At 66.4% G+C, this 22,391-nt stretch carries 16 protein-coding genes; 12 read left to right on the plus strand and 4 right to left on the minus strand.

Annotated features, from left to right (window positions below):
* The first annotated feature begins 65 nt into the window (after positions 1-65).
* The 5 genes from prsK (at position 66) to HMF7854_RS11605 (ending at position 8,314) form a co-directional block, all read left to right on the plus strand.
* On the plus strand, positions 66-2,186 hold the full coding sequence (gene prsK, locus HMF7854_RS11585) for an XrtA/PEP-CTERM system histidine kinase PrsK (RefSeq protein WP_126719237.1): 2,121 nt from the start codon (positions 66-68) through the stop codon (positions 2,184-2,186).
* A complete protein-coding gene (prsR, locus tag HMF7854_RS11590; protein WP_126719238.1) occupies positions 2,183-3,559 on the plus strand; it encodes a PEP-CTERM-box response regulator transcription factor in 1,377 nt (458 codons plus the stop codon). Before prsK ends, prsR begins: the two co-directional genes overlap by 4 nt.
* A gap of 113 nt (positions 3,560-3,672) precedes the next feature.
* Positions 3,673-5,511 carry a DUF885 domain-containing protein gene (locus tag HMF7854_RS11595; RefSeq protein WP_126719239.1) on the plus strand — a complete coding sequence of 613 codons (1,839 nt, stop codon included), beginning with the start codon at positions 3,673-3,675 and terminating at the stop codon, positions 5,509-5,511.
* An 11-nt stretch (positions 5,512-5,522) separates the two neighbouring features.
* Positions 5,523-7,358, plus strand: a complete 1,836-nt coding sequence (locus tag HMF7854_RS11600; protein ID WP_126719240.1) for a DUF885 domain-containing protein — start codon at positions 5,523-5,525, stop codon at positions 7,356-7,358.
* Positions 7,359-7,426: 68 nt separating this feature from the next.
* Positions 7,427-8,314 (plus strand): iron-containing redox enzyme family protein, encoded by an 888-nt coding sequence (locus HMF7854_RS11605; protein ID WP_126719241.1) that lies wholly within the window; start codon positions 7,427-7,429, stop codon positions 8,312-8,314.
* Position 8,315: 1 nt separating this feature from the next.
* Here the strand turns inward: HMF7854_RS11605 and HMF7854_RS11610 are convergent, their stop codons facing one another.
* From HMF7854_RS11610 to HMF7854_RS11620, 3 genes are all read right to left on the minus strand, one after another.
* A complete protein-coding gene (locus HMF7854_RS11610) occupies positions 8,316-9,020 on the minus strand; it encodes a hypothetical protein (RefSeq protein ID WP_126719242.1) in 705 nt (234 codons plus the stop codon).
* 4 nt (positions 9,021-9,024) lie between these two features.
* The gene (locus HMF7854_RS11615; RefSeq protein ID WP_126719243.1) at positions 9,025-9,600 is read right to left on the minus strand and encodes a DUF4337 family protein; all 576 of its coding nucleotides are present in this window, start codon (positions 9,598-9,600) and stop codon (positions 9,025-9,027) included.
* A gap of 65 nt (positions 9,601-9,665) precedes the next feature.
* Positions 9,666-11,471 carry an ABC-F family ATP-binding cassette domain-containing protein gene (locus HMF7854_RS11620; RefSeq protein WP_126719244.1) on the minus strand — a complete coding sequence of 602 codons (1,806 nt, stop codon included), beginning with the start codon at positions 11,469-11,471 and terminating at the stop codon, positions 9,666-9,668.
* Between the two features lie 170 nt (positions 11,472-11,641).
* Between HMF7854_RS11620 and HMF7854_RS11625 the strand changes: the two genes are divergently transcribed.
* The 7 genes from HMF7854_RS11625 (at position 11,642) to HMF7854_RS11655 (ending at position 21,447) form a co-directional block, all read left to right on the plus strand.
* A complete protein-coding gene (locus tag HMF7854_RS11625; RefSeq protein ID WP_126719245.1) occupies positions 11,642-11,938 on the plus strand; it encodes a PepSY domain-containing protein in 297 nt (98 codons plus the stop codon).
* Positions 11,939-12,046: 108 nt separating this feature from the next.
* Positions 12,047-12,712, plus strand: a complete 666-nt coding sequence (locus tag HMF7854_RS11630) for a response regulator transcription factor (RefSeq protein WP_126719246.1) — start codon at positions 12,047-12,049, stop codon at positions 12,710-12,712.
* Positions 12,713-12,831: 119 nt separating this feature from the next.
* The gene (locus HMF7854_RS11635; RefSeq protein WP_126720191.1) at positions 12,832-14,145 is read left to right on the plus strand and encodes a sensor histidine kinase; all 1,314 of its coding nucleotides are present in this window, start codon (positions 12,832-12,834) and stop codon (positions 14,143-14,145) included.
* A 71-nt stretch (positions 14,146-14,216) separates the two neighbouring features.
* Positions 14,217-16,244: a M13 family metallopeptidase gene (locus HMF7854_RS11640; protein ID WP_126719247.1), complete on the plus strand. Its 2,028-nt coding sequence runs from the start codon at positions 14,217-14,219 to the stop codon at positions 16,242-16,244.
* A 119-nt stretch (positions 16,245-16,363) separates the two neighbouring features.
* Positions 16,364-18,337, plus strand: a complete 1,974-nt coding sequence (locus HMF7854_RS11645; RefSeq protein WP_239016952.1) for a M13 family metallopeptidase — start codon at positions 16,364-16,366, stop codon at positions 18,335-18,337.
* Positions 18,338-18,476: 139 nt separating this feature from the next.
* Positions 18,477-19,490, plus strand: coding sequence for a polyprenyl synthetase family protein (locus HMF7854_RS11650; RefSeq protein WP_239016953.1), 1,014 nt, complete (start codon positions 18,477-18,479; stop codon positions 19,488-19,490).
* A gap of 34 nt (positions 19,491-19,524) precedes the next feature.
* Positions 19,525-21,447: a S9 family peptidase gene (locus tag HMF7854_RS11655; protein WP_126719249.1), complete on the plus strand. Its 1,923-nt coding sequence runs from the start codon at positions 19,525-19,527 to the stop codon at positions 21,445-21,447.
* Positions 21,448-21,474: 27 nt separating this feature from the next.
* Here the strand turns inward: HMF7854_RS11655 and HMF7854_RS11660 are convergent, their stop codons facing one another.
* Complete coding sequence (locus HMF7854_RS11660) at positions 21,475-22,209, minus strand: Crp/Fnr family transcriptional regulator (protein WP_126719250.1); 735 nt, start codon at positions 22,207-22,209, stop codon at positions 21,475-21,477.
* Between the last annotated feature and the right edge of the window lie 182 nt (positions 22,210-22,391).

Genomic DNA, 22,391 nt, shown 5'->3' on the forward strand with positions numbered 1-22,391 from the left:
TCTTGTCGTCAGGTCTTAGCAGCGCCGTTCAGAATATCTTTGTAAATTTCGCCGACAGGTAGCGCATGTCGGATTGGCTGACAGTTGGGCCTCGGGTCGGCGCCCTCGTCGTCTTCTGGAGCCATGCGCTCGCGGCGCTGCTGTTCGCGAGCCTGATCATCTGGCAACTGGTTGCAGGAGCCCGCCAGAACGGCCCGCGGCTGCTGCTGGCCGGCTTCGCGCTGACCGCCGTCTGGGCCTGGCTCTCAGCCATCGCTCCGCTCGTCATGCTGGTCGCAGCCGCCGAGACCGCTCGCAATCTCGTCTGGGTCGGTCTTCTTTACGCCCTGTCGAGCAGCAGCCCGTCGGCCAGCCCCCGCGATCGGCAGCAGGGCGTTCGGCTGGTCTACGCGGCCGTGACCGCCGTGATGGGCATGCAGTTCATCGTCGACCTCCTGCCGGCGATCAGCGTCGACAACCGCACCGCCGCCGTTTCGCTCACCTCCACCATCCTGCGCATCACCGGTTCCGCGGGCGCGCTGGTGCTGGTGCACAATCTCTACGGCCAGGCGGCTCCCGCCAGCCGGACAAGCATCCGTCCAGTCATGGCGGCGCTTGCGCTGACCTGGGTCTACGATCTCAACCTCTACACCATTGCCTATCTCGACAGCGGTCTTACCGGCGGGCTGTTCCAGTGGCGCGGGCTCGCGGTCGCACTCACCGCACCGCTCTTCGCGCTGGGTGCGCGGCGGGGCGACAGCTGGCGAATCAGTCTTTCGCGCGCCGCGACCTTCCAGTCCCTCTCGCTGCTCGCCATCTGCTCCTACTTTGCGATCATGGCCATCCTCGCCACCGCGCTGCGAGGCTCCGGGTGGGACTGGGCGCGCAGCGCGGCCCTGCTGCTGCTTGCCGGGATGACGCTCGCGGCGATGGTGGTGCTGCCGAGCAGCCGGGCGCGCGCCTGGGCCAAGGTTAAGGTGGCCAAGCATTTCTTCGAGCATCGCTACGATTATCGCTCGGAGTGGCTCCGCTTCACCGCCACGCTCGGCGCCAGCGAACCGAGCGCTCCGCCGCTCGGGGAGCGGATGATCAAGGCGTTCGGTGATATCGTGGATTCGCCCGGCGGCCTGCTGCTTGCGGCCAACGATGGGGGGACCATTTCCGTCGCCGCCATGTGGAACTGGACGGGGGAGAGCTCGGGGGCCGGCGAGGAAGCGGAGGACAGTGTCTTCTGGGCGGCCGTCGAGGGCGAAACGCGGATCGTCGAGTTCGACGCGCACCGCAGCCGCTACGGCTCCCCGCGCGACCTCGCGCTTCCGGTCCCGGCCTGGCTTGTGGCGGATCTCGAGGCGTGGGTCGCCGTTCCGCTGGTGCACGGCGAGCGACTGGTGGGCCTGGTAGTGCTTGCTGCGCCCGCCATCCGCCGCGCACTGGACTGGGAAGATTTCGACCTGCTTCGCACCGCCGGGCGACAGGCGGCCTCAAGCCTCGCCGAGGCGCATGGCCAGCAGGCGCTCGCCAATGCCCAGCGCTTCGAGGAGTTCAACCGCCGCTTCGCCTTCATCCTCCACGACATCAAGAACCTCGTGAGCCAGCTGTCGCTGCTCAGCCGCAATGCCGAGCGCCACGCCGGCAATGCCGAGTTCCAGGCCGACATGGTTGCTACGCTCAAGGGCTCGGTGGGCAAGATGAACGACCTGCTCGCCCGGCTGGCTCCGGCCGCTCGCGGCGTTCCGGCCCAACGCTCGCCCATTGCGCTTCGTCCGGTCTTGTCCGCGGCGATTGCGGCCAAGCGCCGGAGCCACGACGTGCTGCTGCTCGGCGACGCAGCGCTGTGGGCTGTCGGCGATGCCGTTCAGCTCGAGCATGCCGTCGGCCATCTAGTTCAGAACGCAATCGATGCGTCGCCGACGGACGAGCCGGTCACCGTCCGGGTGGGCCGCCGATCGACCGACGTGGTAATCGACATCCTAGACCATGGCAGCGGGATGGATCCCGAGTTCATCCGCACGCGCCTGTTCCAGCCCTTTGCCTCGACCAAGGAAAACGGCTTTGGCGTTGGCGCCTTCGAGGCCCGTTCGCTGGTCGCTGCGATGGGCGGACGGCTGTCCGTCGACAGTCGTGTCGGCAAAGGCACGCGCTTCACAATCACTCTCCCCATCGCCGCGGAAGTGACCGCCCCGGCGCGCCTCCGGAAGACCGCATGACCGACCTCCAGCCCGACCTTCCCGTGTTGCTCGTCGTGGAAGATGACGAAGGCCTGCAGCGCCAGCTGAAATGGGCGTACGACGGCTACCGCGTGGTGCTCGCCGGCGATCAAGCCAGCGCACTCGAGATGCTGCGCCTACACGAGCCTGCGGTGGTAACGCTCGATCTGGGCCTCCCCCCCGACCCGGACGGGACCTCGGAGGGTTTCGCGACCCTCACCGAAATCCTCTCGCTTAAGCCCGACTGCAAGGTGATTGTTGCCTCCGGTCATGGTGCGCGGGAGAGCGCCCTCAAGGCCATCGCGCTCGGCGCCTATGACTTCTATCGCAAGCCGCTCGACATCGACGATCTCGGGCTGATCGTCGCCCGCGCCTTCCATCTGCATGGTATCGAAAGCGAGAACCGGCGGCTCGAGGCGGAAGGAGGCAGCGGGACGGCGGTGCTGGGAACCATGATCTCGGGCGCGCCAGAGATGCTGAAGGTCGCCCGCACGATCGAACGGGTGGCCTCCGCCGACGTTTCGGTCATGCTGCTCGGGGCGAGCGGGACGGGCAAGGAGCTGCTCGCCCGCGCAGTCCACGAGAAGAGCCCGCGGGCGTCGGGCACCTTCGTCGCCATCAACTGCGCCGCAATCCCGGAAAATCTGCTCGAAGCCGAGCTGTTCGGCTACGAACGAGGGGCCTTTACCGGCGCGGTGAAGACCGTTCCTGGCAAGATCGAGCAGGCGCAGGGAGGCACCCTGTTTCTCGACGAGGTCGGTGACATCCCGCTGCCCTTGCAGGTCAAGCTGCTGCGCTTCCTCCAGGAGCGAGTGATCGAGCGGATCGGCGGCCGGCAGCCGATCGCGGTCGACACGCGGATCGTCTGCGCCACGCACCAAGATCTCGACGCGATGACCGCCGACGGCCGTTTTCGTGAGGACCTCTATTACCGCTTGGCGGAGATCGTCGTTGCCATCCCGAGCCTCGCCGAGCGGGCCGGCGACGCAGTCCTACTTGCCCGCCACTTCGCCAATCGATTTGCGCGCGACCTCAACCCGCGGGTCGCTGGCCTCTCGCCCGACGCGCTCGCCGCAGTCGACAGCTATGCCTGGCCCGGCAACGTCCGCGAGCTGGAAAACCGGCTCAAGCGCGCCGTGATCATGGCCGACGGCAAGCTGGTCACCGCCGAGGACCTCGATCTGCCCGGCAATCGCGGCTCGGGAGAGCCTGCGCCGATCAACCTGCGCGCCGCGCGCGAGGTCGCCGATCGCCGCGCCATCCGCCAGGCTCTGACCCGGACCGAAAACAACATCTCCGGCGCAGCCAAGCTGCTCGGGATCAGCCGGCCGACCCTCTACGACCTTCTCAAGCAGTATCAGCTGACCGCCTGAGGAAGGGCGCCTTGGCGCGCCGTCCATCTGCAAACATTCCCCTCGCTTCGACGAACAGCATTGCCCGGGCGTGTCGCCGGGTTAGGGTCGCCGGGCTTCAAGGGGAGAGAAAGATGGATCGTCGCCATTTCCTGGCTTCCGCCGGCGCTGCCACCGCCTTCGTCGGGCTGGAGGCCGCGGCCGCTCCGGTGCGCCGTGCCGCGCGACTCGCGGGAGCCGGTCAGCGCGACGCCGCCCTGAATGCGCTGTTCGATCGAATTTTCAACGAGCAGGTCCGCGATCACCCAACCTATGCGTCGTTCCTCGGGCTCGACAAGGGTCCGAACGCCGCGCTCAAGTTCAAGCTCGACACCCGCCCGGCAACCGTCAGCCGGGCCGCCGACCTCGCCGCCAACCGCCGCCACCTCGCCGAGCTCAACGCCTTCGATCCGGCGCGCCTCTCGCCTATGGCGAGGCTCAATCGCGAGATCGTGATCTACGACCTCGAGACCAACATGTTCGGGCCGACCCACTTCGACTTCGACGATGCGCAGCGCCCCTATGTGCTGAGCCAGCAGGACGGCGCCTATTTCTCGATACCCGACTTTCTCAATACCGGCCACACCATCGACAATGCCCGCGATGCCGAGGCCTATCTCGCCCGCCTGTCGCAGTTCCCGGCGGTGCTCGACGCCGAGGCCGCCGAGCAGCGCCGCCAGGCCGCGCGCGGCTATGTCGCGCCCGGCTGGTCGCTCGACCTGGTGCTCAAGCAGATGCAGGCGCTGCGCTCGCCCGCACCCGAGCAGAACACGATGACTGTTTCGCTGGTCACCCGGACCCGCGCCAAGAACATCCCTGGCAACTGGCAGGCGCGCGCGGCGGCGATCGTCCGCGGCCAGGTCTATCCCGCGCTCGACCGACAGATCGCGATGGTGCGCGAGCTGCGCGGCCGGACCCCGGCCGGCGACGGCGTGTGGCGGGTTCCGCACGGCGACGCCGTCTATGCCGCGGCCCTGCGCGAGGCGACCACCACCGACTACACGCCCGACCAGGTCCACCAGCTCGGCCTTGACCAGGTCCGCGAGATCGAGGGCCAGCTCGACCCGCTGCTGCGCGCCGCCGGAATGACGCAGGGCAGCGTCGGCCAGCGGCTGACTGCCCTCAACAAGTCGCCCGAGCAGCTCTACCCCGACACCGACGAGGGTCGCCGCCAGCTGATCGACAGCCTCAACGCCGGGGTCCGCGACATGGAAGCCCGCCTTCCGCGCGCGTTCGCAACCCTGCCCAAGCAGCCGCTGGAGATCCGCCGCGTGCCGGTCGAGATCCAGGAAGGCGCGCCTAACGGCTACTACAATCCGGCCAGCCTCGACGGCACCCGTCCGGCGATCTACTTCATCAACTTGAAGTCGACGACCGACTGGCCGAAATATTCGCTCCCGGCACTGACCTTTCACGAAGGCGTCCCCGGGCACCATCTGCAGGGCAGCATCGCGCAGCAGTCCGGCGACTTGCCGATGCTTCGCCGCAACCAGTTCTACTCCGCCTACGGCGAAGGCTGGGCGCTCTATGCCGAGCAGCTCGCCGACGAGCTCGGCGCCTACAAGGGCATCGAGCGCGCCGGCTATCTCCAATCCTACCTCTTCCGCGCCGCCCGGCTGGTCGTCGACACCGGGCTCAACCACAAGCGCTGGAGCCGGGAGCAGGCGACTGATTACATGGTCCAGACCACCGGCTTTGCCCGTCCCCGCACGCAGCGCGAAGTCGAGCGCTACTGCGCCTCGCCCGGCCAGGCGTGCAGCTACAAGATCGGGCATCTCGCCTGGAACCGCCTCCGCCGTGAATCGCAGCAGGCGCTCGGGTCCAAATTCGACCTCCGCCAGTTCCATGAGGTTCTGAAGGACGGCGCGATGCCGCTTACCATCCTCGAACGCCGGGTCCGCGAGCGCACCCAGGCCCAGCTCCGCTCCGCGTAAAGGAAGCCAGTATGAACCGCCGTAATTTCCTCGGTACCGCGGGGACCGCTCTTGCCGTCGCCGCCTCGGAGGCGGTTGCCGCCCCAGCTCGCAAGGTCGCCGCAGCCACGAGTGGTGCCCGCGATGCGGAGCTCAACGCCGCGTTCGAACAAATCTTCCAGGACCGGGTGCGCCGCTCCCCGAATCTCGCGACCTCGCTCGGCCTCGACAAGGGTCCGAACGCTGCGCTCAAGTCACGCTTCGACACCCGTCCGGACGCACAGGCGCGGCGCGAGGACCTGGCGCTCACCCGCCGCGACATTGCCAAGGTCCGCGCAATTGGTCCGGCCGGCCTCTCGCCCGCCGCCCAGCTCAATCGCGAGGTGGTGCTCTATTCGCTGGAGACGCAGGCGACCTCGCCGGCTCGCTTCGACATCGATAGCGCGCAGCGGCCCTACCCGATCACGCAGCAGGGCGGCGCCTATTACTCGACGCCCGACTTTCTCAATACCGCGCACACGATCAACGACGCCGCAGACGCAGAAGCCTATCTGGCCCGCCTGGCTCAGTTCCCGACCCTGCTCGACAACGACAGCGCCAACCAGCGCGCGATGGCCGCTCGCGGCTTCCTCGCACCGGCTTGGTCGATCGACCTGACGCTGGGCCAGATGCGCAAGTTGCGCGCCCCTGCGCCCGAGCAGAACACGCTGACCCGCTCGCTTGCCGGACGCGCGGCCAAGAAGGGCATCGCCGGCGATTGGCAGCGGCGCGCCGCCCTACTGGTCCAGCAGGGCGTCTACCCGGCGCTGGATCGCCAGATCGCGCTCATGGAGCAGCTGAAGACCACTACCCGGGCCGGCGACGGTGCCTGGCGCCTCGACAATGGCGCTGCCATCTACGCGGAGGCGCTCCGCCAGGCGACCACCACCAACTTCTCGCCCGACGAGGTCCATCGCATGGGCCTCGCCCAAGTGGCGGAAATCAGCGCGCAGCTCGACACGATCCTCAAGAGCCAGGGCATGAGCCAAGGCACGGTCGGGCAGCGTCTGGCCGCGCTCAACCGCGATCCGAAGCAGCTCTACCCCGACACTCCCGAGGGCCGCGCGGCGCTGCTTCAGAGCCTCAACGTCGGCGTCAAGGACATGTACGCCCGGCTTCCCGCCGACTTCGCCACCCTCCCCAACGCCCCGCTCGAGATCCGCGCGGTACCGGTCGAGATCCAGGATGGCGCGTCGAACGGCTACTACCAGCGAGCCGCGCTCGATGGCTCCCGCTCGGCCATCTACTTCATCAACCTCAAGGATCTCGGCGACTGGCCCAAATTTTCGCTGCCGACCCTGAGCTACCATGAAGGTGTCCCCGGTCATCATCTTCAGATCAGCCTTGCACAGGAGTCGAAGGACATTCCGACCCTGCGCAAACTAGGCTTCTTCTCCGCCTATTCGGAAGGCTGGGCGCTGTACGCCGAGCAGGTCGCTGACGAGCTCGGCGTTTATGCCAACGATCCGCTCGGCAAGGCCGGCTTCCTCCAATCCTATCTGTTTCGCGCGGCGCGACTGGTGGTCGACACCGGGCTTCATTCGAAGCGGTGGAGCCGGGAGCAGGCGACCGACTATATGGTCCAGACAAGCGGCTTCGCGCGCCCGCGCTCGCAGCGCGAAGTCGAACGCTACTGCACGATGATCGGCCAGGCCTGCAGCTACAAGCTCGGCCACATCGCCTGGACCCGCGCTCGCGCCGAGGCTCAAAAGGCGCTCGGCTCGCGGTTCAACATCAAGCAGTTCCACGAAGTACTGAAGGACGGCGCCATGCCGCTCACCATCCTTGAACGGCGGGTTCGGGAACGGACGGCGGCGCTGCAGGCCTGACCGGCGCCTCCAAGCTTCGAACTCCGTAGCAAAGCGGAACCTTACCGCCCCCCACCCGCTGGGGGGCCATGGCTACACGTGCATTCACGCCGACGGGTTCGCAGTTCCTGACGGACTCGTTCCAGCAATCCCTCGCTCGCTGGAATCGAACTCGCCTTGCTCCCGCCTTCCCCGGTCCGGACGCGGCCGCGGCGATCGACCGCAACGCCAGGATGAAGCGGCTCGAGATCGGCTTCCTCGAGGAACTGCGTGCCGAGGTCGCCCGCCGCGCCGCCGAGGCGCCGACTGACCCCACCGGCTTTATCGCCTGGTTCGAGCAGCTGGAGCAGGAGGGCCCTGGACAGCATGACCCGCTGTTCGCCTGGATCGCCGACGAGGCAAGCCTCGACGAGCTTAGGATATACCTGACCCAAGAGGCTGCCGGCGAGGCCGGGTTCGACGACTTGGTCGCCATGACGCAGGTTCGTGTTCCCGATCGCGCCAAGCTCGAACTGGCTCGCAATTATTGGGACGAGATGGGCCGCGGCAATCCAAAGGGAATGCACGGCCCGATGCTCCACTTCGTGGTCGAGACGCTCGGGCTCGAGCCGGAAATCGAGACGACGGTTTGGGAGAGTCTTGCGCTCGCCAACGCGATGACGGCCATGGCCGGCAACCGTCACTATGCGTGGCACTCGGTCGGCGCTCTCGGGGTCATCGAGCTGACCGCCCCGGCGCGTTCGGCTGCTGTCGCAGCGGGCATGCGCCGCCTCGGCCTGGACGCAAAGACCCGCCGCTACTTCGACCTCCATGCCGTGCTCGACGTGAAGCACAGCGAGGAGTGGAACAAGGAGGTGATCGTTCCGCTGGTCGCGGAGGATCCGCGCCGAGCGACCGCGATCGCCGAGGGCGCACTGATGCGGCTCACCTGCGGCCAGCGCTGCTTCGAGCGTTACCGCGCCATGCTGTGGAACTGAGCTAGCTCAGGATGTTGACCGCGCGCGCCGCCACCAGCGCGAGCGTCAAAAGCGATACTGCACTCTCCAGCATCATCAGCATTTTCGCGCGATCCGTCAGCGGCATCGTGTCGGTCGGCGAGAAGGCCGTCGCATTGGTGAAGCTCAGATAGAGATAGTCGGGAAAGCCCGGCGTCCAGTCGTCCTTGTACTGGTCGAGCGTCTCCTGCGGAAACAGAAAGTCGTCCTTGTCGCTGATGCATAGGTGCGACGAGGCCGGACCGCCGCGATCGGTGCTCCAGTAAATGAGCGAGAAGGCAATGACGTTGGTCGCCCAGATGTTCATTGCGTCGAGCAGGAGCGAGGGCCCGCTGATGTTCGAATGACCCGCGAGCATGACCCGGATCAGGGTCACGAGAGACGCGAAATTGGTAAGCGTGACCAGCGCGGTGAGCGTCAGCGCCATCCGGCGCACCCAGCGGCGAAGCAGCGCGACCCGGTCCCAATGCTTACTGTGCCGTGCGTCGCGGACGCTGATCTGGGTCCAAGCAGTCGCGAATGACAGGGGCAGCAGCAGCAGCGACTCCAGCGTTGGGAACAACCATCGCGGGCCGGGCAAAAACTGGTGATTGATGATCAGCAGCTGGAGGATCACCACCAGCAGCACCGAGCCGCGCGCAAACCAGAAATCGTGCGCATGGGTGTGGATGGGCGCGAGATGCTTCATGCGATCAGCCGAACGATAAAGCGGTAACGAGCGTAACGGCCAGTCCGGCGACAGCCAGTGCCACCGCTCCCCCGACCACCGCTCGCGAGCGGGAGATCAGCGCGATCGATAGGAGAACAATGGCGACCTGAAACGCCGTTTCACCCATCTCGTAGCGTTCGCCCTCCGCCGCAGCCGTCTCGCCTTCCTTTCGCAGCCGGTCACCCTCGGCTTGGAGCTGGCCGATCCCGTGCCCCTTGGCATCGTCGTGGCGCAGCCGGTCGGCTTCCTTGAGCATTGCCGCACGGTTGGCAGCGGCGATGCCGGACGTGGCGGCGCTGGAACGCAGCACCGTCTCGCGGATGATCTTCGCCTGCATGTAGTTGAAGCTATCGGACGCCTGGACGGTGCGCAGCACGCTCTCACGCTGGCTTCCGGCCGCGACGACATGGATAACGGCGAGCAGCACGGCGAACAACCCGACCAGCAGCGACAGCCGGTCGCGGAAGCGCCGCTCCTCCTCGCGCTCGGCCCTGCCCTTCTCCTCCTCACGCTCGATCGCCTCGTCGATCCATTCCTTGGCGTCGGCCGGCTCGACCATCTTGTCTCCTCGCTGCTCGAGCGAGGGTTAGTTGGGTTTGCCCGTCCTTGACAGTTACGAGCCGTTCAGGCGGACAGCGCCTCGGCCATCTCGGCCACCTCCAGCCAGCGCTCCTCCGCTGCTTCCTTTTCCACGCGCAGCGACGCCGCCTTCGTCATCAGCTCGTCGAAGCGCCGAGGATTTTCCGCGTAGAGCTTGGGATCGGCAAGCGCCAACTCGACCTTGCCGATCTCGCCCTCGATCCGCTCGATCTCCTGCGGCAATCGGTCGAGATCGCGCTGGTCCTTGTAGCTGAGCTTGGCCTTCCCGCTCGCTGCGCCGGAAGAAGCCGAAGTGCGCGCCGCGACCGACTCTTCCGCGGCGACCCGGCGACCAGCTGCCGGGAGGGTGGCACGCCGCCGCTTCGCCCAATCCTCATAACCGCCCGCGATGACGTCAACCCGGCCAGACCCGTCCAGTCCGAGCGTCACCGTCACGGTCCGGTCGAGGAAATCGCGATCGTGGCTGACGATCAGGACCGTTCCGTCATAATCGGCGATCACTTCCTGCAGCAGGTCGAGCGTCTCGAGATCGAGATCGTTGGTCGGCTCGTCCAGTACCAGGAGGTTGGACGCCCGCGCGAACTCCCGGGCGAGCAGGAGCCGGCTCCGCTCGCCGCCGGACAGCGAACCGACCGGCGCCTCGGTCATCTCGGGCGAAAAGAGGAAATCCTTGAGATATCCCTTGATGTGCGTCTTGTGTCCCCGCACGTCGATCCAATCGCCGCCCTCCGCCAGCACGTCGCGCACCCGCTTGTCAGGCGCCATCAGCTTGCGCTGCTGGTCGATGACGATGCCGCTCAGCGTCTTCGCCAGCGTGACTCTGCCCTCGTCCGGCTGCAGCTCGCCGGTCAGCAGCTTGAGCAGGGTCGTTTTTCCCGCCCCGTTCGCGCCGACAATCCCGATACGGTCGCCCCGCTGCACGCGCAAGGTGAAGTCGCGGATGATGGGCCGGTCACCGAAGCCCTTGGTCACCCGCTCGGCGTCGATCACCGCCTTGGTTTTCACGTCGTCCCGGGCCAGCCCGAGCTTGGCCGCGCCCGGGCCGCCGATCATCGCTGCCCGCTGCGCCCGCATCTCGTGGAGCTTGGCCAGCCGCCCCTGGTTGCGGCGCCGCCGCGCGGTCACCCCGCGCTGCAGCCAATGCAGCTCCAGCTTGAGCTTGGCATCCAGCTTCTCCGCCGCCCGCGCCTCTTCCTCGTAGACCCGCTCGGTCCAGGCATCGAAGCCACCAAAGCCGATCTCCGCTCGCCGAAGAGTTCCGCGGTCGAGCCAAATGCAGCTGGAAGTCAGCCGGGTGAGGAAGGTGCGGTCGTGGCTGATGACCACGAAGGCGCCCTTGAACCGCTTGAGCCAGTCCTCCAGCCAATCGATCGCCGCGAGGTCGAGGTGGTTGGTCGGCTCGTCGAGCAGGAGCACGTCCGGTTCCTGCGCCAGCGCCCGGACGATCGCCGCCCGGCGTCGTTCGCCGCCGCTCGCTGTCGCCGTCTCACGGGCAAGGTCGATCCCGAGCTGCCCGGCGATCGCCGCCGCCTCGTAAGGAGCTGGTGCATCTTCGCCCGCGAGCACCCAGTCCTCGAGACTGGCGAAGCCGGGAATCGACGGATCCTGCTCGAGAAGCACGACCTTCTTGCCGGGAACGATCGTCCGCCGCCCCTCGTCAGTCTCGATCAGCCCCGCCAGACACTTGAGGAGCGTCGTCTTGCCGGCGCCGTTGCGGCCGATCAGAGCGAGGCGGTCGCGCGGACCGACATAGAGGTCGATGCCGCGGAACAGCCAGCCGTCGCCCTGGACCAGTCCGAGGCCTTCGTAGGATAAGATAGGGGCAGCCATGATGAAGGGTCATTGGGGAGCCGCGGCCTTCCGCGCAACCTTCCTGTGCCCGCGCGGTCACGCCAATCCGCAAAACGGTACCCGATACGAACAAGGCTGAACAATCGACCGAACTGCGGTTCATAACGCATTCAATGCCTTGTGCTAAAACACAGCTCAGAAGATTCGTGATGCGCCTGATCCGCCCTCTTGCCGCCGCTGCGCTTGCAGCGAGCCTGCTTGCCAGCCCGGCTCTGGCTGATCGTCCGCGCGACCAGGACCGCGCCTTCCGGGCGCTTCGTGACGGCCGCGCCCTCCCGCTTCCGCGCGTCGAGCAGCGGGTCATCCCCTATATGGGCGGCGCCGATTATCTCGGGCCCGAATTCAACGGGTCGACCTATCGCCTCAAGTTCGTCCGCGATGGCCGCGTGATCTGGGTCGATGTGGACGCCGCTACGGGCCGGATCGTCGGCAAGTCGGGCGACTGAAGCGGCTCGTTCATTGACGTTTCAGCCGGCGAACGCCACTTCGTTGCGCAACCGAACCGCCCGCCTGCGGGTTGAGGCGGCAAAGATGAACGAAGCCGGAGCCACTGAATGCGAGTCCTGATCGTCGAGGACGAACCCAATCTGGGGCGGCAGCTCCGCTCCACCCTCGAAGGTGCCGGGTACGCGATCGATCTCGCCACGGATGGCGAGGACGGCCATTATCTCGGCTCGACCGAAAGCTACGACGCGGTGGTTCTCGATCTCGGGCTGCCTGAGGTGGACGGTCTGACGGTGCTCGACCGGTGGCGGAAGGAAGGTCGCAAGATGCCCGTCCTCGTTCTCACGGCGCGTGACAGCTGGTCGGACAAGGTCGCGGGGCTTGATGCCGGTGCCGACGATTATCTCGCCAAGCCGTTCCAGACCGAGGAGCTGATCGCCCGCCTTCGCGCCCTGATCCGTCGCTCGTCGGGCAACGCCAGCTCCGAGCTGATCGCCGGTGACATCCGGCTCGACACCCGCTCGGGCCGGGTCACCAAGGACGGCGAGCCGGTCAAGCTTACCGCGCAGGAGTATAAGCTTCTCTCCTACTTGATGCACCACAAGGGCAAGGTGGTGAGCCGGACCGAGCTCATCGAACATATTTACGACCAGGACTTCGACCGCGACAGCAATACGATCGAGGTCTTTGTCACCCGCATCCGCAAGAAGCTCGGTTCCGACGTCATCACCACCATCCGCGGGCTCGGCTACAGCCTGGAGGAAACGGCGGCGTGATGGACCAGGCCCCGGCTGTTGCCGGTGGCGAGACGAAGCCGGCGGTGACCTCGTCACATGCCGCCAAGGCGGAGAAGCTGCGGCGCCGCCGGCGCAACACCGGGTCACTGACGCGCCGCATGATCACGGTCGCGGCGCTTTGGATCCTCATCCTCCTGTTCGGCGGCGGCTACGCGCTTGATCGGGTGCTGACCGTCAGCCTGCTCAAGAGCTTCGACGCGCAGCTCGAGACGGTGATGAAGTCGATGCTCGCGTCGGCCGAAATCGGGCCCGACGGGGAGGTCCGCTTCAACCGACCGCTTGCCGACCAGCGCTTCCTCGAAGCCTACTCCGGCGCCTATTATCAGATCAGCGGCTCGGGTGCCGACACCTTCCCGTCCCGCTCACTCTGGGACCGGCGACTGCGGGTCGACGAGCACAACGACATCAAGCAACACGTCTACGACAGCAGCGAGTTTCAGGACGAACCGCTGCGCATCGTCGAACGGGACGTTATGCTACCCGGGTCGCCGAACCGCTGGCGCTTCCAGGTGGCGCAATCGCGGGATGACCTTAACGCCCAGATCAAGCAGCTTCGACGCGTGCTCATCATCAGCTTCGTCATCCTTGGTGGCGGCCTGATCATCCTTGCCACGCTGCAAGCATTCTACGGCCTTTGGCCGCTGCGTCGCGTCCGGCGCGAGGTCATCGCCATCCGCTCGGGTCGGCAGACGAGGCTGACCGAGGAATTCCCCAGCGAAATTCGTCCGCTCGTCAGCGAGATCAATGAGCTGCTCGCCCACAACGAGGCGCAGGCGGAAGAGGCCCGAACCCACGCGGGCAATCTCGCCCATGCGCTCAAGACTCCGCTTACCGTCATCACCAATGCGGCGATGGCCCGCGACGACGACCTCGCTCCGACCGTGATCCGCGAGAGCGCGGCGATGCGTCGGCAGGTCGACCACCATCTCGCCCGTGCTCGAGCCATCGGCCGACGCGCCTCGGCTCAGGCGCGGACGCAGGTATGGGACAGCCTGGAGGCGGTGCAACGCGCGGTCGAGCGGATGCACGAGGGCGTCACCATCGACATCGCTGGTGATCGCCAGACCTGCGTCCGGGTCGAACGACAGGATCTGGACGAACTGCTCGGCAACCTGGTCGAGAATGGCGCCAAATATGGCGGCGGGCGGGTATTCGTCACGATCGAGAAACCCGCCAATGGTTGTGTCGACATCGTCGTCGAGGACGATGGGCCCGGCATTCCATCTGGCCAGCGCGAGGAATTGTTCGTTCGCGGCCGGCGCCTCGACACCACCGGCAAGCCCGGCACGGGGCTCGGCCTTGCCATCGTCCGCGACGTCGCGGAGATCTACGGCGGCAGCATTGCAGTCGACGAGAGCGAAGATCTCGGCGGATTGCTGGCGCGGCTGCGGTTGCCGGCAGGACAGGTCTGACCGTTTGTCGAAAAACAGTCCCGGTCTGCTGACGCGCGCGTAAGGCTCGTTGCTTCGGGGAGGCTAAGTCCATGAATTTGCATCGATTGATCCTGGCCGGCACGGCGCTGGCCCTTGTAGCGGCAACACCCGCCGGCGCCGCGAGACCTGCGTTTGGCAGCTGGGGCTATGACAGCAGCGCGATGGACCGGGCGGTGAAGCCCGGCGACGACTTCTTCGCGTTCGTCAACGGGAGTTGGGACAAGCGCACCCAGATCGCTCCCGACCGTACCTTTGCCGGCATCGATTCGGTGCTCAACGACAAGATCGACAGCGACGTTCGCGCGATTGTCGAGGACATGGCCAAGAGTCCCGACAGCAATGGGCGGATCGGTCAGCAGGTCGGCGACTATTACGCCAGCTACATGGACCAACCGGGGATCGAGGCGCAGGGTCTCGGCCCGGTCCGCCCGGTGCTCGCCCGCATCGCCGCGTTACGTGACAAGAGCCAGGTTGCGCACCTCTTCGTCGATCCGAGCTTCACTGGCCCGATCGGCGTCGGCATCCTGCCTGACTTCAAGGACCCGAGCCGGTATATCGCGGCAGTCGCGCAGAGCGGGCTCGGCCTGCCGAACCGCGACTATTACCTGCTCACCGGCGAGAAGTACGACCGCTATCGTGCCGGCTATCGCGACTATATGGTCAAGACGCTGTCGATGGCTGGTTTCGCCGATGCCGCGGCTCGTGCCGACCGGGTCATCGCGCTCGAGACGGCGCTTGCCCGCTCCCAATGGACTCCAGAGCGCAGCCGCGACGTGCTGGCGGTCTACAATCCGATGGATCGCGCGAAGCTTACCGCGCTGGCGCCGCAATTCGATTGGACGCCGATGCTTGCCTCGGTTGGCCTCGGCAACGTCCCAACCATCATGGCGCTCCAGCCGAGCGCGATCAGCGATGCGGGCAAGCTGCTCGACACGACCCCGCTCGACACCTGGAAGGACTATCTCGCCTTCCACTTCCTGCGCACGCACGCGCAATATCTCCCCAAGTCATTCGACGACGCCAACTTCGATTTTTACTCCAAGCAGCTGCGCGACGTGCCGGTCCAGCGCGACCGCTGGAAGCGCGGAGTCACGGAGGTAAACGCGGCTCTCGGCGAGGGGGTTGGCCAGATCTACGTCCAGCGTCACTACCCGGCCGAGAGCGATCGGCAGATGGGCGAGTTGATCGGCGATATCCGTGCGGCGCTGCACGACAAGATCAATCATGCGAGCTGGATGGACGCTTCGACGCGCGCGCAGGCACTCGCCAAGCTCGCCGCCTTCGATCCGCGCACGGGCCACCCGGTCCGCTACATCGACTATTCGTCGCTCCAGGTCCGCCGCGGCGACCTGCTCGGCAATGCCCTGCGCGCCGAGCGGTTTGGCTGGGACCTGCAGGTTTCGCGTCTGCCCAAGCCGGTCGATCGATCGCTCTGGGGCATGCTGCCGCAGACCAACAACGCCTACTACGACCCGACGATGAACCAGATCACCTTCCCGGCGGCGATCCTTCAACCTCCCTATTTCGATCCGAACGCCGATCCCGCTTCCAACTATGGGTCGATCGGCGCTACGATCGGGCACGAGATCGGCCACGGGTTCGACGATCAGGGTCGTCATTTTGACGGCAGCGGCAAGCTGCGCGACTGGTGGAGCCCGGATGCGGCCAAGCTGTACACCGCCCATGCCGACCGCTTGGTCAAACAATACGATGCTTACGAGCCGATCCCCGGCGTGCGCATCAAGGGTCAGCTGACGCTCGGCGAGAACCTCGGCGATCTCGGGGGGCTGGAAGTCGCCTACGCCGCTTACCGCCGCTACGTCGCCAAACACGGCGAGCCGCCGGTGATCGACGGACTGACCGGCGACCAGCGCTTCTTCATCGCCTATGGCTACAGCTGGGAAACCAAGACCCGCGAGGGCGCGCTGCGGGCGCAGTTGCTGACCAACGAGCATTCGCCCGCCAAATACCGGGTCAACGGCGTCGTCCGGAACATGGACGCCTGGTACAGCGCCTTCAACGTGAAGCCGGGCGACGCCCTCTACCTGGCGCCCGCGGATAGGGTTCACGTCTGGTAATTGATCTTTATATCGTAATCACTTGCTCAGGCCAGTTGAGGGCCTGAACCATGGGGAGCATGCGTTAGATGATCAATCGTGCAATATTCGCCGGAGCAGCCCTTGCCGCTGCGCTTGCCGTGTCCGCAAGCGCGCAGGCCGCCAAGCCGGTCTATGGCACCTGGGGATACGACCAGGCGGCAATGAACAGCCAGGTCAAGCCAGGCGATGACTTCTGGCAGTTTGCCAACGGCGCCTGGGATGCCCGCACCCAGATCCCGGCCGACCGCACGTCGACCGGCCCGTTCGTCACCCTTTCCGACAAGTCGGAGCAGGACGTCCGCACGATCATCGAGAACATGGAGGCGCGCCCGTCCGATCGCCTATCGCAACAGGTTGGCGGGCTGTACGCCAGCTACATGGATACGGCGACGATCGAGAAGCTCGGTCTGGCGCCGGTCCGTCCGTACCTCGCCCGCATCAACGCGGTGCAGAACCGGCAGCAGCTGGTCGACCTGATGTTCGCGCCGGGCTTCGCCTCGCCGATCGGTGTCGGCATCACACCTGACCTCAACAACCCCAACCGTTACGTCGCCAGCGTCGGTCAGGGCGGCCTCGGCCTCCCGAGCCGCGAATATTATCTGCTCGACAACCCCAAGATGGCCGACATTCGTTCGGCCTATCGCGACTACATCGTCAACATCCGCCGGATGGCCGGTCTTCCGGGTGGTGCCGAGGCGGCCGACCGGATCATCGCACTCGAGACCGCGATCGCCAAGGTCCAATGGGAGCGCGCCCGGCTGCGCGATGTCAACGCCACCAACAACCCCATGGACCGTGCCAAGCTGAATGCGCTCGCGCCCGAGATCGCCTGGACTCCGGCGCTCGCCAAGATTGGCCTCGGCAGCGTCGACACGGTTATCGTTCGCCAGCCGAGCGCGATTACCGATACCGCCAAGATCCTCGCTGCCACGCCGCTCCCGGTGTGGAAGGATTACATGGCGTTCCGCTTCATTTCGGACCACGCCACCGCCCTGCCCAAGTCGTTCGACGATGCGCGCTTCGCCTTCTACTCGGCCAAGCTGACCGGCGTTCAGTCGCAGCGTGAGCGGTGGAAGCGCGGTGTCGCGCTGGTCAACGGCGCGCTCGGCGAGGGCGTTGGCAAAATCTACGTCCAGCAGCATTTCCCGGCGTCGAGCGAGGCGCAGATCGGCGAGCTGATCACCAACCTGCGCGAGGCCTACCAGGAGCGGATTCAGTCGAACCCGTGGATGGACCAGGCGACGCGCACCCAGGCGCTGGCGAAGCTCGCTGCGTTCGATCCGCGCATCGGGCACCCGGTCAAGTACATCGACTATAGTCCCTACGTCGTGAAGAAGGGCGACCTGCTCGGCAACACGGTGCGCGCCGAGGACTTCCAGTGGAAGCTGATGCTCTCGCGGTTGCCTAAGCCGGTCGATCGTTCGCTGTGGTCGATGACCCCGCAGACCATCAACGCCTACTACAGCCCGCTGACCAACCAGATCACCTTTCCGGCCGCGATCCTGCAGCCGCCCTTCTTCGATCCGAATGCGGACCCGGCAGCCAATTACGGGGCGATCGGCGCCGTCATCGGCCACGAGATCGGGCACGGCTTCGACGACCAGGGCCGCAAGTTCGACCCGACCGGCAAGGTTCGCGATTGGTGGACGGCGGAAGCCGCGAGCAAGTTCGAGGAGCGCACGACGCGTCTCGGGGCGCAGTACAGCGCCTTTTCGCCCTTCACCGGCGTTAATCTCAACGGCAAGCTGACGATGGGTGAGAACATCGGTGATCTCGGCGGGGTCGAGACCGCCTATGCCGCGCTCCAGAAGTACCAGGCGAAGCATGGCGCGCTGCCGGTCATCAATGGCTTCACGCCCGACCAGCGCTTCTTCCTCGCCTATGCGCAGGCATGGCAGGCCAAGCAGCGCGAGGACGCGATGCGCCAGCAGATCCTGACCGATCCGCATTCGCCGGCGGTCTACCGGGTCAACGGTGTCGTTCGGAATGTTGATGCCTGGTACAAGGCATTCAACATCCAGCCGGGTGACAAGCTGTACCTCGCGCCTGATCAGCGCGTGCACATCTGGTAAGCTCATCGCCTCCCCTGCGGAGCGAAGGCTTGGAGCATCGGGGTGGGAGGTCTTGCGAGGCCTCCCGCTCCTGCTCACCGGCAGGAAAGAGGCGGGCTCAACCTTGCCCCTCCCGTTCCCCCCGACTAGGCCTGCGCGCGTGACCGCGACCATCCACCCGTTCAATCCGTCTCGCGCGCCCTCGCTTGATCCGATGCTTTCGCTGGTCGCGACCGACCTTCACGCGGTGAACGCGGTGATCCTCGACCGCATGCAGAGCGAGGTGCCGCTCATCCCCGAGCTCGCCGGCCATCTCATCGCCGGTGGTGGCAAGCGGATGCGGCCGATGCTGACGCTCGCCTGCGCCCGGCTGCTCGACTATCCCGGCACCCGCCACCACAAGCTCGCCGCCGCGGTCGAGTTCATCCACACCGCCACCCTCCTCCACGACGACGTGGTGGACGGGTCGGGCCTTCGCCGCGGACGCCGCACCGCCAACATCATCTGGGGCAATCCGGCGAGCGTCCTGGTCGGTGACTTCCTCTTCTCGCGCAGCTTCGAGCTGATGGTCGAGGACGGTAGCCTTAAGGTGCTCCGGATCCTTTCCCACGCCTCCGCGGTCATCGCGGAAGGCGAGGTCGAGCAGCTGACCGCCCAGCGCCGCCTCGACACAACCGAGGAAACCTACCTCCACATCATCGGTGCCAAGACCGCTGCCCTGTTCGCCGCCGCCTGCCGCATCGCGCCGGTCGTTGCCGAGGCCGGCGAGGAAGCCGAGCTCGCGCTCGAGGCCTATGGCCGCAATCTCGGAGTCGCCTTCCAACTGGTCGACGATGCGATCGACTATGCCTCGGACGAGGCAACCATGGGCAAGGGTCGCGGCGACGATTTCCGCGACGGCAAGATGACCCTCCCCGTCATCCTCGCATACGCCCGCGGCTCGGATGATGATCGGGAGTTCTGGCGCGCAGCGATCGGTGGGGACCGAACCAGCGATGCCGATCTCGCTCATGCCATCCAGCTGATCCGCGGCTGCAACGCGCTTGCCGACACTGCCGAGCGAGCTCGCCAATATGCCCGCCGCGCGATCGACAGTCTCGCTACCTTCCCCAGTGGCAAGGCTAAGGCCGCGCTGGTCGAGGCTGCGGAGTTCGCCGTCGCCCGCGCCTATTGAGTCTCCGCCGCCTCCTGTTCCCGAGGGTCCTGCCATGCGTCATCTGTTCGCCGCCGCTTCGCTCGCCGCTCTGACGATCGCGGCTCCCGCCTGTGCCGCGCCAACCCTCCATCAGTTCGGCGGCCTGGCCATGAGCCCGACGGGTGATCGCCTGGCGACCATCGAAAATGATCTCACCTCGGACTCTCCGACCGCGCCTCACGCCCGCATCCTGATCCGCTCGGCAACAAGCGGCGCGATCCTCTCGGCCATCGATCCCTGCGCCAAGTGCAGCTACTCCGGTCTTGCGTTCAGCCGCGACGGGCGCCTCGCCTTCCTCGCTCGCGACGGCGCGGAGACCCGCCTGATGACCGCCCCGGTCCGCGGCGCCACAGCCACGCTGGCGACGATCAACGGTATCGCGCAGGAGCCGCGCTGGTCGCCCGACGGCAGCCGCATCGCGCTGCTCGCCACTGTCGGCGCGCGCAAGGAGGCTGGCGCGACGCAAGCGGGCGTCCGCCAGGTCGGCGAGATTGGCGAACAGAATGACGAGCAGCGCATCGCTCTCGTTCCCGCGAGCGGCGGCGCTCCGGCCTTCGTCTCGCCGGCGGATCGGTACGTCTACGAATATGACTGGCTCCCGGATGCCAGCGGGTTCGTCGTCACCAGCGCGCCGGGCAACGGTGACAACAATTGGTGGGTGGCGACGCTCGACCGCGTCGACCTCGCGGGCGGCCGCGTCACTCGCCTCGCCAACCCGTCCACCCAGCTGAATTTCCCGCGCGTGTCGCCCGATGGTCGCACCGTCGCCTTCATTGGCGGGCTGATGAGCGACTTCGGCTCGGTCGGCGGCGACATCTACACCGTGCCGATCGGCGGTGGCCCGCCGCGCAACATCACGCCGGGTGCGCGGCAGACCTTCACCTCTCTCGATTGGGGGCGCAGCGGGTTGGTCGCCTCCTCGTTGGCAGGCGCGGCCATGCAGATCGTGCCCGTCGACCTTGCGCGCGGGGCCGGTGCCCCGCTGTGGAGCTCACCCATCACCATCACGGCCGGCCGAGCGCGCTTTGCCCGCTCGGACGATGGCGCCCGCTTCGCCGCCGTCAGTCAGGATTTTGAGCATGGCCCGGAGATCCTGGGCGGCCCGGTTTCGCAGCTCCGCCCCGTCACCCGCGTCAACGGCGATTTCGGTGCCCTGACGCGCGCCCGCAGCGTGACCTGGCGGCGCGCCGGTGAGGACGTGCAGGGCTGGCTGCTAACCCCGACGAGTCCCGCTGCCAGCAAGGCGCCGCTGGTGGTCAACGTCCACGGTGGGCCCTCCGCCGCCCACACTCCGAACTTCGTCTGGCAGGGAACGAACGCCGCGCTGCTCCGCGCCGGCTATTACCTCTTCCTGCCCAACCCGCGCGGGAGCTACGGCCAAGGCGAGGCCTTCACCCGCGCCAACATCCGTGACTTCGGCGGAGGCGACCTCGACGACATCCTTGCCGGCATCGATGCTGCGGAGAAGGTCGCTCCGATCGACGACAATCGGCTCGGGCTCATCGGTCACAGCTACGGCGGGTTCATGGCGATGTGGTCGAACACACGCACCAACCGCTTCAAGGCGATCGTTGCCGGCGCTGGCCTTTCGAATTGGATCAGCTACTACGGCACCAACGGTATCGACCAGTGGATGATCCCGTTCTTCGGCCGCTCCGCCTACGACGATCCCGACGCCTACTGGAAAGTCTCGGCGATCCGCACGATCAAGCAAGCCAAGACCCCGACCTTCATCTACGTCGGCGAGCGCGACATCGAGGTGCCCCCGACCCAGTCGATCGAATATTGGCATGCGCTCCAGGCGATGAGCGTCCCGACCAGCCTCGTCATCTACCCCGACGAGGGCCACGGCATCCGCAGCCCCGAGCACAACGCCGACCTCAAGGCGCGGACCCTTGCCTGGTTTGGACGCTATCTGGGCGGCTCAACGCGCTAGCCGGCTGGCCTGAGCCGGCCTGACCGATCAGCCGAGAATCAGCTGGTCGTCGAGGTGAAGATAAAGCGAGCTGAAGTCGCCCACTTCACGCAATGCCGGATGGTCGGCAAAGCGGAGCGCGCGGCGGGAGCGGCTGATCAGGCCCTCGGCTTCGAAGCTGCGGATCAATCGATTGACGTGCACCGAGGTGAGCCCGAGCGCGTCCCCCAGCTGCTCCTGCGTCATCGGCACCTCGTACAGCGAGCCGGTCTGCTCCGGCCCGTTCAGCCGGACCGCGAACTCGCAGAGCAGGTGGGCGAGCCGGGTCCGTGCATCACGACGGCCGATGTTGGTAACCCACTCCCGCATGATCGCCGCCTCGACCAGCATGTGGAGGAGAATGGCCCGGGAAACCGCCGGCCGCTCGTCCAGCAGGGATCGAAGAGCCGTCATCGGCACGACCGCCAGTTCCGCCTGCGTCAGCGTCTGCATGTTGTGGTCGGCGTAGCTCAGATAGAGGTTCTGGAGGTCGACCGCTTCGCCCGGCAAGTGGAGAGAAACGATCTGCCGGCCGCCATCGCCAACGATCTTGTGTCGATAGGCGAAGCCCGAGAGCAAGATCGCGCAATTGCGGGGCGGCTCGCCCTCCCGCACAAGATAGGTCGCCGGCGGAACGCTCTTGTGACTGAACGGAAGCGCAAGGATGGCCTCGACGTCCGCCGCCGCAAGCTGTCCCTTCCGCTCCAGCTTGCGCACAAACAGCGTGAGATCCGGCTCTGGCATGAAGGCTCCCGCAACGAAGGGCGGGAGAACCAGTCTCTCAGTCGCCAGCGCCCACTATAAAGGCCCGCGATGCGTCCTCTATAACAGATGTCCGATTTGCCGCAGCTACATAAGTTAAGCTTCCGTTCCGATCCTCCCAGCGGCCGCTCTGTCGACCTCTTCAACTCGTCCAAACTTCGGCT

Origin of the sequence: Sphingomonas ginkgonis (assembly GCF_003970925.1) — a bacterium.
GTDB classification, from domain to species: domain Bacteria; phylum Pseudomonadota; class Alphaproteobacteria; order Sphingomonadales; family Sphingomonadaceae; genus Sphingomicrobium; species Sphingomicrobium ginkgonis.